14 protein-coding genes are annotated in these 12622 nt (G+C 39.7%); 1 reads left to right on the forward strand and 13 read right to left on the reverse strand.

Annotated features, from left to right (window positions below; all coding sequences use genetic code 11):
* Positions 1 to 4: 4 nt before the first annotated feature.
* From rplV to A3Q34_RS09170, 11 genes are all read right to left on the reverse strand, one after another.
* Positions 5 to 337, reverse strand: a complete 333-nt coding sequence (rplV, locus tag A3Q34_RS09120; RefSeq protein WP_070375074.1) for a 50S ribosomal protein L22 — start codon at positions 335 to 337, stop codon at positions 5 to 7.
* A gap of 10 nt (positions 338 to 347) precedes the next feature.
* A complete protein-coding gene (gene rpsS, locus A3Q34_RS09125) occupies positions 348 to 623 on the reverse strand; it encodes a 30S ribosomal protein S19 (protein WP_070375075.1) in 276 nt (91 codons plus the stop codon).
* Between the two features lie 88 nt (positions 624 to 711).
* The gene (gene rplB, locus A3Q34_RS09130) at positions 712 to 1536 is read right to left on the reverse strand and encodes a 50S ribosomal protein L2 (RefSeq protein ID WP_070375076.1); all 825 of its coding nucleotides are present in this window, start codon (positions 1534 to 1536) and stop codon (positions 712 to 714) included.
* A gap of 12 nt (positions 1537 to 1548) precedes the next feature.
* Positions 1549 to 1851 carry a 50S ribosomal protein L23 gene (rplW, locus tag A3Q34_RS09135; protein WP_070375077.1) on the reverse strand — a complete coding sequence of 101 codons (303 nt, stop codon included), beginning with the start codon at positions 1849 to 1851 and terminating at the stop codon, positions 1549 to 1551.
* A complete protein-coding gene (rplD, locus tag A3Q34_RS09140; RefSeq protein ID WP_070375078.1) occupies positions 1848 to 2453 on the reverse strand; it encodes a 50S ribosomal protein L4 in 606 nt (201 codons plus the stop codon). Before rplD ends, rplW begins: the two co-directional genes overlap by 4 nt.
* Before the next feature lie 15 nt (positions 2454 to 2468).
* Positions 2469 to 3107 carry a 50S ribosomal protein L3 gene (gene rplC / locus A3Q34_RS09145; RefSeq protein ID WP_070375079.1) on the reverse strand — a complete coding sequence of 213 codons (639 nt, stop codon included), beginning with the start codon at positions 3105 to 3107 and terminating at the stop codon, positions 2469 to 2471.
* Between the two features lie 12 nt (positions 3108 to 3119).
* On the reverse strand, positions 3120 to 3431 hold the full coding sequence (rpsJ, locus tag A3Q34_RS09150; RefSeq protein ID WP_070375080.1) for a 30S ribosomal protein S10: 312 nt from the start codon (positions 3429 to 3431) through the stop codon (positions 3120 to 3122).
* Positions 3432 to 3677: 246 nt separating this feature from the next.
* Positions 3678 to 4151 (reverse strand): hypothetical protein, encoded by a 474-nt coding sequence (locus A3Q34_RS09155; RefSeq protein WP_070375081.1) that lies wholly within the window; start codon positions 4149 to 4151, stop codon positions 3678 to 3680.
* A gap of 73 nt (positions 4152 to 4224) precedes the next feature.
* A complete protein-coding gene (locus A3Q34_RS09160; RefSeq protein ID WP_070375082.1) occupies positions 4225 to 6252 on the reverse strand; it encodes a hypothetical protein in 2028 nt (675 codons plus the stop codon).
* Positions 6236 to 6781, reverse strand: a complete 546-nt coding sequence (locus A3Q34_RS09165; protein WP_070375083.1) for a hypothetical protein — start codon at positions 6779 to 6781, stop codon at positions 6236 to 6238. Before A3Q34_RS09165 ends, A3Q34_RS09160 begins: the two co-directional genes overlap by 17 nt.
* Positions 6771 to 7310 (reverse strand): RNA polymerase sigma factor, encoded by a 540-nt coding sequence (locus A3Q34_RS09170; protein ID WP_157470927.1) that lies wholly within the window; start codon positions 7308 to 7310, stop codon positions 6771 to 6773. Before A3Q34_RS09170 ends, A3Q34_RS09165 begins: the two co-directional genes overlap by 11 nt.
* A gap of 324 nt (positions 7311 to 7634) precedes the next feature.
* On the opposite strand from A3Q34_RS09170, the gene fusA reads away from it, so the two are divergent.
* A complete protein-coding gene (gene fusA, locus A3Q34_RS09175) occupies positions 7635 to 9740 on the forward strand; it encodes an elongation factor G (protein ID WP_070375085.1) in 2106 nt (701 codons plus the stop codon).
* A 96-nt stretch (positions 9741 to 9836) separates the two neighbouring features.
* Here fusA and rluF read toward each other — a convergent pair whose 3' ends face one another.
* Both rluF and A3Q34_RS09185 read right to left on the reverse strand, forming a co-directional pair.
* Positions 9837 to 10652 (reverse strand): 23S rRNA pseudouridine(2604) synthase RluF, encoded by an 816-nt coding sequence (rluF, locus tag A3Q34_RS09180; RefSeq protein ID WP_083277955.1) that lies wholly within the window; start codon positions 10650 to 10652, stop codon positions 9837 to 9839.
* A gap of 350 nt (positions 10653 to 11002) precedes the next feature.
* Entirely contained in the window at positions 11003 to 12454 is a 1452-nt protein-coding gene (locus tag A3Q34_RS09185; protein WP_070375086.1) for a hypothetical protein, read from the reverse strand.
* Between the last annotated feature and the right edge of the window lie 168 nt (positions 12455 to 12622).

Raw genomic sequence — 12622 nt, forward strand, 5'->3', positions numbered from 1 at the left:
ACTCCTAAGAATCAGACACGATCACAGTAATGTGACTTGTGCGCTTAATTATACGATCCGCGCGGCCTTTTGCACGAGGACGAATACGTTTCATTGTAGGACCATCGTCAACTGTAATAGTTTTTACGATAAGTTCATCAATGTCTGCACCTTCGTTATGTTCAGCGTTAGCAATTGCAGAGTTAAGTACTTTTTTAACTAATTCAGCAGCTGATTTGTTGCTAAAAGTTAAAATTTCAAGTGCTTTCTCTACATGTAAGCCGCGGATTTGATCCACAACTAAACGTGCTTTCTGAGCAGAACCGCGGGCAAATTTATGTATAGCGATAGCTTCCATTCAATTTCCCCTATTTCTTCGCTTTCTTATCAGCGATATGACCGCGATAAGTACGAGTTGGTGCAAATTCTCCTAATTTGTGACCGATCATTTCATCAGTTACAAATACAGGTACGTGTTGACGGCCATTATGGACAGCTATGGTCAATCCGATCATCGTTGGGATGATCATTGAACGACGGGACCAAGTCTTAATTGGCTTTTTATTCCCGCTTTCCAGAGCTTTCTCTACCTTCGTCAGCAAGTGTAGGTCTATAAATGGACCTTTCTTGAGAGAACGTGGCATGGTGAATCCTCTTTATTTACCCTTCATGTTGAACTTAACTTTACCAAAGTAAACCAAGCTCAAACAATCAGAGTATTAATTAAATGTACTATTTAGTACGACGACGCACGATAAATTTATCAGTACGTTTGTTTGAACGAGTCTTGTAACCCTTAGTTGGTACGCCCCAAGGGGATACCGGGTGACGACCGCCAGACGTTTTACCTTCACCACCACCGTGTGGGTGATCAACTGGGTTCATGGCAACACCACGAACAGTTGGGCGAACACCGCGCCATCTTGAAGCACCAGCTTTACCCAAAGAGCGAAGCATGTGTTCAGAATTGCCGATTTCACCTAAAGTAGCACGACAGTCAGACTCAATTTTACGCATTTCGCCAGAGCGAAGACGTAAAGTGACATATGCACCGTCTTTAGCAACTAGTTGAGCGTAAGTACCAGCAGCACGTGCTATTTGAGCACCTTTACCTGGTTTAAGTTCGATTGCATGCACAACACTACCTAATGGTGTGTTGCGTAAAGCCATAGTATTACCAGCTTTGATTGGAGCATCAACACCTGACTGGACTGTATCTCCAGCGCTTAAGCCTTTAGGGGCTAGGATGTAACGACGTTCACCATCAGCATATAATACTAGTGCAATATTAGCAGAACGGTTTGGATCATATTCCAAACGTTCAACTTTTGCAGGGATACCATCTTTATTACGTTTAAAATCGATCATGCGGTAATGTTGTTTGTGACCACCACCAATATGACGAACCGTAATACGACCGTTATTATTACGACCACCAGACTTAGACTTAGTGTCTAGTAATGGTGCGTAAGGCTTACCTTTATGCAACTCCGTGTTTACCACTTTAACTACGTGGCGACGACCCGGAGAAGTAGGTTTACATTTAACTATAGCCATTTTCGTAAACTCCTATGATTCCGCGCCGACGAAGTCGATGTCGCTGCCTTCAGCAAGAGTAACGTATGCTTTTTTCCAGTCGCTTCTGCGACCAAAACGAGCACCAGTACGTTTCACTTTACCTTTAACATTTAATGTGCGAACACCGTCTACTGAAACTTCAAAAAGTTTCTCAACAGCAGCTTTGATTTCAGCTTTAGTAGCAGTAGTAACAACTTTGAAAACAACAGTGTTGTTTGCTTCAGATGCCATAGTGCTTTTCTCAGAAATGTTCGGTGCTAAAAGCACTTTTAACAAACGTTCTTCGCTTATCATCCTAACATCTCCTCAAGTTGTTTAACTGCAGTAGCAGTCATCAAAACTTTTTCGAAACCAACCAAGCTAACTGGGTCAATACCGTCTACGTCACGAACGTCAACTTTGTACAAGTTGCGTGCTGATAAGAACAAGTTCTCATCAACTTCTGGAGTGATGATTAATACATCTTTTAACTCCAAGCCGTTTAGTTTAGCTACTAATTCTTTAGTTTTTGGTGTTTCAACAGTAAAGTTTTCTACCACTACTAAGCGATCTTGACGAACAAGCTCAGATAGGATGCTTTTAATCGCACCACGGTACATTTTACGGTTTACTTTCTGGCTGTGGTCTTGAGGTTTAGCAGCGAATGTTACGCCACCAGAACGCCAAATTGGACCACGGCTAGTACCAGCACGAGCACGGCCAGTACCTTTTTGACGCCAAGGTTTTGCACCACCGCCACTTACTTCTGAACGAGTCTTTTGAGCACGAGTACCTTGACGAGCGCCAGCTGCATATGCAACTACTACCTGATGTACTAATGCTTCGTTAAACTCAAGTCCAAAAGTTGCTTCAGAAACTTCAAGAGCACCTGCAGCGTCTTTTAATGATAATTCCATCACGAATCTCCTGGACTAAGCTTTAACAGCTGGTTTGATGATTACGTTACCGTTGATAGCACCCGGAACCGCACCTTTAATAAGGAGCAAGTTACGTTCTGCGTCAACGCGAACCAATTCAAGGTTTTGTGTAGTACAGCGCACAGAACCCATGTGACCAGACATTTTTTTGCCTTTGAAAACGCGACCTGGTGTTTGACACTGACCTAACGAACCGTTTGAACGGTGAGAGACAGAGTTACCATGAGTAGCATCTTGCATAGTAAAGTTCCAGCGTTTAATACCGCCTTGGAAGCCTTTACCTTTAGATGTACCGGTTACGTCTACTAATTTAGTGTCATTAAAAATTGAAACAGTGATTTCACCGCCCAATTCTAAACCTTCGCCTTCATTTTCGTTTAAGCGGAATTCCCACAGGCCACGGCCTGCTTGAACGCCAGCTTTAGCGAAATGCCCAGCTGCTGGTTTTGTAACACGGCTAGCCTTACGGCTACCTGTTGTAACTTGAAGCGCCGAGTAACCGTCAGTTTCTAAAGTTTTCACTTGAGAAATACGGTTGGCTTCAACTTCTAGAACGGTTACAGGTGTTGAAACGCCATCTTCAGTGAAGATACGAGTCATGCCTACTTTACGTCCAACTAGACCAATAGTCATTGTTAAAACCCCTTAACCCAAGCTGATTTGAACGTCAACGCCAGCTGCTAGATCTAAACGCATTAATGCGTCTACAGTCTTTTCAGTTGGCTCTACGATATCAATCATGCGTTTGTGAGTACGAATTTCATACTGATCACGCGCATCTTTGTTAACGTGTGGAGAAGTCAAGATAGTAAAACGCTCTTTACGTGTAGGAAGTGGAATTGGACCACGAACCTGAGCACCAGTGCGCTTTGCAGTATCTACGATTTCAGCTGTTGATTGATCAATCAAACGATGATCGAACGCTTTCAAACGAATGCGAATTCTTTGATTTGACATTAATCAAATCCCCATTTTTAAAGAACAACAAAATACATCCCATCACCTTTTATATGTAAAAGGGGGGTGTATCGCTAATAACATTCAACTCCCTATCGGAGCTGCTGTAAACCTTAACCGTAAAGGCTAAGGTGAAAATCCGCACAAAGCGTGAGCGATGTGCGGATGTGTATTATACATAACTGATAATATTTATCAAGCCTAAATATTTTTTATCACTAAAGCTCAGATGCGGTGGCGATCAGACTAAATTGATCCCGACTCACATTGCTCAGTTCTCAATGATTTTTCAATAAGCAAGGGTCTAAGGAGTTCAGTGGTAATAATTTCTGAAACAATATTTTTAGACTGTTCTTCTTCGATCCAAATGGAAATATTATCATGATCATCAAAAGAGCGGTTCAATTTATAACTCAGGCCTGCTTTTAACGTTACGTCAAATTTAACGAAGGCATTCTTTTCACGAATGCTCATGCCATTTTGGTAAATTTGCGCTTTTACCCATAATTGGTGATTACCTGCTTGATATTGCTTAGGTAGATTCCATTCAATTGGCCTTTTATACAGACACATAAGATGGATATACTCAAATTGCTTACCCCGTTCTTTTTCAAAGTTAACAAAGCGAAATTTACCTTCATCAACATCGGCTTTGATTTGATAAGCGCTACATCCAGCCAGTATTAATGATAACGCGGTTATAATTGTAAATTTATTCATCAGTTGTCTCCGTTATTGATTGTTAATATAGGTTATCTGCTTTTTAGTACAAATGGCTATCCCTATTATCAGCTTAGTTTGAACTGTTTATCCGATCCAAAGCCTGTTGGGCTTGTGCTACAGAGCTCATATCTACTGACAAGAAGAAAGCAGGAAGATCTTTTTCTTGGTAAACCGCAACGAACTCACGTTGTTCATTTTCTCTTAAAATAAGTAATGTATAGACTTCATCCGCTTTTAACTTTGCTATACCGGCTAAAAATTCACTTGGCTTGTTATCAATAAAAATGGTGTTGTTCAAAGCCAATATTTTATCTCCCGCCAACAAACCTGCCCGACTTGCCATGCTATTACTACTGACTTGTTTAACTAACAAGGCATAACCTGCTTGATAATCAGTCATCTTACCAATAAGGCCATACTTATTATCGAGCTTTTTCTCACGGTAAATATCAACAATACCGGTGTTAATACCACTGACCTGATAATAAGAGGCTACTTCTAACAACAATTGATCTAACTCGTACTGAAGTGAAGGTGTTAACGACTGACTATTTATTAAGGACTGCGTAGTCAATGGCGGCGATAAAATTGCCGATAAGACAGTTTCAGCACAATCTATTTCACTTAACGTAGCTGTTGACGTAATTTCATAAATCGACTGTTTAGACTCAGTAGATTCCTGTGCTAGCGTTAATTTATATTGCTTAGCCTGTTCAACATTTAAGGTAACATTCAGTAATGGCCGCCCCATCATTGGCTCAATGATATAATCGTCGACTATCGTACCATTGGTTCTGGCTGAATTACGATCAGTAGGATTACCAAACCAACCATTAATCGAACCTGCTCTTGTACGGATTAAGGTTTTAATACCCGCTTCACCCGCTCGGCTACCGCCCGATATTCTTGGGGCAATATCAAGGGTACTCCCCATTTGACTATTAATGGCACGAGTAGGTCGAGGAGAAAATACCGCTTGAAATCGATGAACGCCTGGCGACAGGCTTAACCTTGTTGGAGCTGAATTTCCATAAAGCTCACTCAGTGACTGACCATTGTGGCTAATTATCTTATAGCCTTTTATCCCCGTGAAGTATCGACTTAACGATGCACATTGCTTATCGTCGAATGAATCTACAATGGCAGTACCATTTATTTTATAGTGGCTTTCAGGCAATATTTTTGGCTGGTAATTACCTTTTAATAGCCGTTCTTTATTATCTCGTCGAACGGTAATCTCTATATCCTCGCCAATAGCTAAACGGTTAACATAGTGTTGAAACTTCTGATTGGGTGAAGCTTTTACCGTTAAGTCACTTTTATTGTTTAGATTTACAATCACATCACCACTGGCTAATTTTAAGGTATGGGCGACGGAGAAAGGATGAACGGTTAATACCTTCAGCGTGTCATTGTTGGTATCATTACCTTGGTCAAACGTCAGACCAAAACTTCCCATTAATCTAAGCGGCACTATATTACTTGTTGCTACTGAACCCTTAATACTTGATGAGTTCTCAAGCGCTAACTTTCCCATTAAATTATATAAGCGTATCTCAAGTTCTCCAGGTAAGGACACCGAATTTATCATCTGGGATGTTAATGGCTGATGCTTAGCGACTAACACGCTGCGAGTGTCTGGATGACAATTTTGCAGATTTTCTTCTAAGACGAGTACAGTTCCATCCTCTTTGTTTATCGGTAACAGTTGATAGTTAGCGTCGGCAACCACGGTTATTAATAGCTGGTGGTCAACAGTTTTTTTAATCAAAGCCTGCTGTTTATTTACGTCAATACCATTGTGGTAACTGAGATAATCGGCTGTCCGCCAAGCCCTTACCTTTAAGCTATGTTGTCCTGGAGCGATAAACACGGCTTGGTAGCTATTATCTAAATAGGCGTTGTTATCAATCGCACTATTGTTATGTGACAACAACTGGTAGGTTATCGCCTGGTTTTGTTGATTATTAGCGGTCAGCGCTAGCGTTGCACATTCATGAGTTGGTGGCGTTGCGGCGAATAAGGGCTTTGATAAAAGCAGCACTAATAACACACCACTATACTTATTAGTGAATAAGGCCTTAAATACTAAACTCATCGTTACCTCCTTGTTGATACTCGAGCACTTGTTGCATTAATGCGCTCCTGTGTTTTAATATCGCTACCTTAACTTTCAAAGATGGTTCGTTAAGCAGCTTGGCTTCCACTGCAGAGATTTCTTGCAATAGATAGTATTGATTTACTTGTAGCTGGCTATATTCAGCGAGTTGTAATTCCATGCTTTGGTTTGTTTTTAGTGCCATAACTAACTGTTGTTGTAATTGATAGTTATACCAACTCAAGCCACCTATAAATATAAATGACAGCGACGCAGCCATAGCGAGTAACGGTTTTTTCTCTGTAAATATATTTGTAGATTTACCCTGCCCCCTTGTACGATGAGTTGAAGCGGCTAAACGATGATTAATTTTCTGCCAATTGAGTTCATCGGGTGTTTCTAGCGCTATTTCATCTGTCGACTGTTGCAGTGCAGTTATTTCTTTACGTACCGAATCAAGGGTTAAATATGAATCAAGCTGATGCGTTTGCTCAGTTAAGTCATCACCATTTTTTTTGCTAATTAACATACTTTTTTACCTCTGCATTCGCCCTCAATTTTTGTAAACACCGACAGACAACTGATTTTGAATAACTTGGTGTTTTTCCAATAACTTCCGCGATTTCGCTATGCTTATATTGCTCTGCTATATATAGCCACATAATCAAACACTCCATTTCGGACAATCGCTCGAACAAGTAAAGTAATAAATTGCGGTTCTCATAGTCGCTTTCCATACTATTTTCTAAAGACACCGCTTCGGATAAATGCTCAATGCCAATTGTTAAGCGTTTAATTTTTTTTAAAAAATTAAAGGTATTATTAAAGGCTATTCTTTTTAGCCAAGCAATAAAAGGCACCTGTTGATGAAAAGAAGCTAAATTGTTAAAGGCATCTACAAAGGTATCTTGTAATAGGTCATTAGCATCATGGCGGTTTTTACAAATCTTAAGAATTGCAGTAAAGATAATAGGAGAGAGTAACCGGTAACATTGCTCGAATGCCACCTCATCACCCTGCTTCATACTTTCCAGTAGCTTGTCATTCCATTTCGTCAAAACTGATCCCTTTTTAGCTGTCTTAATAAGTATAACAATTGGGTCGTGTAAAAGGTCGCAATTATGTTAGTTAAGGTATCATTAAAAAAAGCTATCGCACCTTACTAAACAAGCTATTAAAGTCTTGGCCGTCGACAACTCGCTATAATTCTATAATTAATGCCATAAACTCACGATAAAACACCGTCAGATCAGCCCAACTTTTTATCACTGTTATTAATTAATTTTCATTTTTTATTTTTGTTTGAACTTACTAATGGTATACTCGCGCGCAAATTTTCAACAATTCCGCTTTTTTAGTAGCGACTTAAATAGAGTAAAGTAATGGCAGATTTATCTAAATATAGAAATATTGGTATCTTCGCTCACGTTGATGCTGGTAAAACCACAACAACTGAACGTATCCTTAAATTAACCGGTCAGATCCATAAAACTGGTGAAGTACATGATGGTGAATCTACCACTGACTTCATGGAACAAGAAGCTGAGCGCGGTATTACCATACAGTCTGCTGCGGTAAGCTGTTTTTGGAACGATCACCGTTTCAATGTCATCGATACTCCTGGTCACGTTGACTTCACTGTTGAAGTTTACCGTTCACTTAAAGTACTTGATGGTGGTATCGGCGTATTCTGTGGTTCTGGTGGTGTTGAACCACAATCAGAAACTAACTGGCGTTACGCGAACGACTCAAAAGTTGCTCGTATTATCATGATCAACAAACTTGACCGTTTAGGCGCTGATTTCTACCGTGTTTGTAAGCAAGTTAAAAACGTTCTAGGTGCTACGCCACTTATTATGACTTTGCCAATTGGCGAAGAAGATGACTTTGTTGGTGTTGTTGACCTTCTTAGCGAAAAAGCTTACATCTGGGATGACACAGGTCTTCCAGAAAACTATGAAATTACCGATATCCCAGCGGATATGGTAGAAAAAGCTGCTGAGTACCGTATACAGTTAATCGAAACAGCTTTAGAAGTTGATGAAGATATGTTGATGGAGTTCTTAGAAGGGGAAATGGTTCCTACTACAGAACAAATCAAAGCGTGTATCCGTACTGGTACTCGTGATATGACTTTCTTCCCAACTTACGGTGCTTCTGCATTTAAAAACAAAGGTATTCAATTAATTCTTGATGCTGTTGTTGATTACTTGCCTTCACCTACAGATGTTAATCCTCAACCACTTACTGATGAAGAAGGCACGCCTAATGGCGAATTCGCAATTGTTTCTGCAGAAGAAACATTCAAAGCGTTAGCATTCAAAATCACTGATGACCGTTTTGGTACATTAACTTTCGTACGTATCTATTCAGGTACATTGAAGAAAGGCGATACCATTCTTAACGCTGCTACAGGTAAAACTGAGCGTGTTGGACGTATGTGTGAAATGCAAGCTGATGACCGTAACGAACTTACTTCAGCACAAGCTGGTGATATCATCGCGATTGTTGGTATGAAGAGTAATGTTCAGACAGGTCACACATTATGTGATCCTAAGCACCCTATCGTTCTAGAAGCTATGGTATTTCCTAAGCCAGTAATTTCAATCTCTGTAACACCTAAAGATAAAGGTTCAACTGAGAAGATGGGTCTTGCTATCGGTAAAATGGTTGCAGAAGATCCTACTTTTAAAGTTGAAACTGATATCGATTCAGGTGAAACGATTTTATCTGGTATGGGTGAGCTTCACTTAGATATCAAAGTAGATATTCTAAAACGTACTTACGGTGTTGAATTAGAAGTTGGTAAGCCACAAGTTGCGTACCGTGAAACAATCACTACGGCAATTGAAGATTCTTACACACATAAGAAACAATCTGGTGGTTCTGGTCAGTTCGGTAAAATTGATTACCGTATTAAGCCCGGCGAACCTGGTACTGGTTTCGTATTCAGCTCTGTTGTTGTTGGTGGTAATGTTCCTAAGGAATTCTTCCCAGCAATCGAGAAAGGCTTCAAAGGCATGATGGATACTGGTGTTCTTGCTGGCTTCCCTGTACTTGACGTTGAAATTGAATTATACGATGGTGGTTTCCACGCGGTCGATTCATCTGCTGTTGCCTTTGAACTTGCTGCTCGTGGTGCTTTCCGTCAGTCAATTCCAAAAGCTGGTGCACAGTTAATCGAACCTATCATGAAAGTTGATGTGTTTACGCCTGATGATCACGTTGGTGATGTTATTGGTGATTTAAACCGTCGTCGTGGCATGATCGCAGGTCAAGACGCAGGTGTTTCTGGTGTTCGTATTAAAGCTGACGTACCTCTTTCAGAAATGTTTGGTTACATCGGAACATTACGTACAATGACATCAGGTCGTGGTCAATTCTCAATGGAATTCTCTCACTACATGCCTTGTCCTAATAACGTAGCAGAAGTTGTTATCGCTGAAGTTAAAGCAGCTAAAGAAGCAAAAGATGCTGCTAGAAAATAGTAAGCATTAAAGTAAGAAAACAAAAAAAGGACGCTTAGGCGTCCTTTTTTATTGTCTTAAAAACCAAACGTAATTAACGTTTAGTATGACTAAGCTTTATTTTTTAACATCATTTTCTATGTCTGTTACTGCAATAACGGTTGCCCATGGATCACCCGATTCATCGATTTCTTTTGGTAAAGCTGTTTTCGTCGATGTGGCTACCGCTGCATTAATTTCAACCATTTCCGCTGTGGTTAAGTCTCGCCATTGTCCTGGTCGTAAATCACCCAACTCGACACTCATAATACGCGAACGTTTCAGCTGTAAAACCTCGTAATCTAAATATTCACACATCCGACGAATTTGACGATTTAAGCCTTGCGTTAAGATAATACGAAAAACAAATTTACTTTCTACTTTAACAAGACAGGGTTTAGTGATGGTTCCCAGTATAGGTACACCTTTTGACATCCGTTGGATAAAGCGCTCACTGATGGGTTTATCAACCGTGACAATATATTCTTTGTCATGGGCATTTTCAGCGCGCAAAATTTTATTAACGATATCACCATCACTGGTCAAGAAAATTAGTCCTTCTGAAGGCTTATCTAAACGCCCTATCGGAAAGATCCTTTCTTTGTGACCAATAGCGTCAATAATATTACCTCTAACATGTAACTCGGTCGTACAGGTAATACCCACTGGCTTGTTATAAGCAATGTAAACCCGGTCAGATTTATTAGCCGGCATAGCACCAATTTGCTTACCATCAACAAAAACCACATCACCCGCTTGTACCTTAGTACCTAACTCAGGGGTTTTACCATTGATCGTAACTCGACTTTCTTCAATCAACTTATCAGCAGCTCGGCGCGAGCAGTAACCTGATTCACTGATAAATTTATTCAGTCTTTTTTCTTGATCGCTCACGAGATATTCCAAAGTTATGCAAAGTAATAAACGTCATTTTACCTGAACTTTAACAGACAGTGAAAAAGCATTATGGTTATTTAGCCTTATTTGACAGTTTTTGATTAATATTTACTGTAAATATCCCTCTTTGATAACAACAACAGGGTAAGTCTACTTACTTAACTTGCTAAGTGTTTTCACTATGGCGTTATAAAAGCAAAGACTTTAACGTTATTTAGCTTTGCTCCACAGCTTTTGATTAATATTTACTGTAAATATCCCTCTTTGATAACAACAACAGGGTAAGTCTACTTACTTAACTTGCTAAGTGTTTTCATTATGGAGTTATAAAAGCAAAGACTTTAACGTTATTTAGCTTTATTCCACAGCTTTTGATTAATATTGACTGAAAAAAATTCTCCTGGCTGCCAACAGCGAGGAAGTAGATCTAGTTGTTTACGCTCATGGGAATTTGACACTAACAACTCTAATATTTCATGGAGGCGCTCTTTACTGATACTAGAGAAACTTTTAGCTGTTTCAGTAAAATATAAATTAGCAGATTTTTTAATGACTATCTCTTGTCCATGACTTATGAAGGCTAAGTTGCGTGTTGCCGTTCGGCAAATAGGATAATCAGCATTTGCAGGATAAAGCTGGCTAACGATGGCATATTCATAGCGGTCGTTAATATCTTGCTCATACGGGACATAGGTAACACCATAACCTTGTGGAAAATGGCCAGTAATTTTTGTCAGTGCATTAACCACGGCTTGACAACAAGCTCCCCGCTCCGCGTTTTGATTAAGAACATAATAAACTTTCGGTAATAATTTGTAGTTATAGCTATCTTTTGTCGACAAGATAATAGAACTGTATATTTGTGGTACTTTAAGAAGGTTGCCAATACCCTTCTTTGGGTTGACGGCACTTTTGAGTAAATGCTTAATGAACAATAATTTTTTATGCTCGACTACATTGTGCTCGTCGCGATCTTTTTTTGAATTACCAATATATATACCCGCGCCAATACCATCAATAAGATACTTAACCGTTTCTCGATAATTTATTTGTAAAAGTGCTTTACGCTCTTCAATAGGTAGAGTTCGATGGGGATTTTTTTGATAATCAGCACCACGCAAAATGGTTAGCGACTCGGGGTGGTTATTTCCGATATCTTGTAATAGCGCCGCCATGACCAGTGGAATTTTTACTTTCTCTACAAAGGCTTGATAGGCCTCGGGGTTATCTTCAGCCAACGTTTGATATTGCTCTGCGTTGATATCCCCCAAAGCAATCTTGATATAGGGCTCAACAATATGTTGATCCATGCATAGTCGGTCAAGTAAACGCAAACATAACACGCTTTTATAAAGCGGTTTATGTTGCTCGTTGGTTAAAGCAATTTTTCGCCCCTGAGTGGGACTCACTAATTGTATGGTACCTAAAAGCTGGCTAGATTTACGATTACTGTCTTCAAAGCAATCACCCTCAGACAACTTGATGATCTCTTTAGAGAGTTTATAGAGATGTTGATGACGCTCATTGCGTTCAAAGCGCAATTCCTCGTAATAATTGCGTTGTTCACGTTCGAGTCTTACCCGTAAAGTTTTAGCTTTATCCGTGGCTGTTTGCCTACTAACTTTTTCAATATTTTGCTTGAGCTCATCTAACTTATGCTCAATAAAAGGTTGTTTTTCGTAGTACTCAATCGCACGCTCAAGAACGGAATCATTTAATTGGCTGTGGCCATAAATTCTGCTTAAAAGACTTTTTACTTGGCTGGTAAAATAGCTGTCGCTATAGGTTTTATTTTCCATGTAAATACAACTTGGTGCCTGTGCTAAGTAGCTACTTTTTTTAATTATCTAAATGCTAGTTAATAATGCGATAACAGACAAGTATTTATTAGTATCGATTGAGAAAAAGCACAACCTACCAGTTATGCTTTTCTCATTTAGCGGATTAATGTCTTACTGTTGTGATAA

It is taken from the genome of Colwellia sp. PAMC 20917 (genome assembly GCF_001767295.1).
Classification (GTDB): domain Bacteria; phylum Pseudomonadota; class Gammaproteobacteria; order Enterobacterales; family Alteromonadaceae; genus Colwellia_A.

Coding starts and splice junctions, on each gene's coding strand:
- rplV (WP_070375074.1), bottom strand. CDS start 337: ATGGAAGCTATCGCTATACATAAATTTGCCCGCGGTTCTGCTCAGAAA.
- rpsS (WP_070375075.1), bottom strand. CDS start 623: ATGCCACGTTCTCTCAAGAAAGGTCCATTTATAGACCTACACTTGCTG.
- rplB (WP_070375076.1), bottom strand. CDS start 1,536: ATGGCTATAGTTAAATGTAAACCTACTTCTCCGGGTCGTCGCCACGTA.
- rplW (WP_070375077.1), bottom strand. CDS start 1,851: ATGATAAGCGAAGAACGTTTGTTAAAAGTGCTTTTAGCACCGAACATT.
- rplD (WP_070375078.1), bottom strand. CDS start 2,453: ATGGAATTATCATTAAAAGACGCTGCAGGTGCTCTTGAAGTTTCTGAA.
- rplC (WP_070375079.1), bottom strand. CDS start 3,107: ATGACTATTGGTCTAGTTGGACGTAAAGTAGGCATGACTCGTATCTTC.
- rpsJ (WP_070375080.1), bottom strand. CDS start 3,431: ATGTCAAATCAAAGAATTCGCATTCGTTTGAAAGCGTTCGATCATCGT.
- A3Q34_RS09155 (WP_070375081.1), bottom strand. CDS start 4,151: ATGAATAAATTTACAATTATAACCGCGTTATCATTAATACTGGCTGGA.
- A3Q34_RS09160 (WP_070375082.1), bottom strand. CDS start 6,252: ATGAGTTTAGTATTTAAGGCCTTATTCACTAATAAGTATAGTGGTGTG.
- A3Q34_RS09165 (WP_070375083.1), bottom strand. CDS start 6,781: ATGTTAATTAGCAAAAAAAATGGTGATGACTTAACTGAGCAAACGCAT.
- fusA (WP_070375085.1), top strand. CDS start 7,635: ATGGCAGATTTATCTAAATATAGAAATATTGGTATCTTCGCTCACGTT.
- A3Q34_RS09185 (WP_070375086.1), bottom strand. CDS start 12,454: ATGGAAAATAAAACCTATAGCGACAGCTATTTTACCAGCCAAGTAAAA.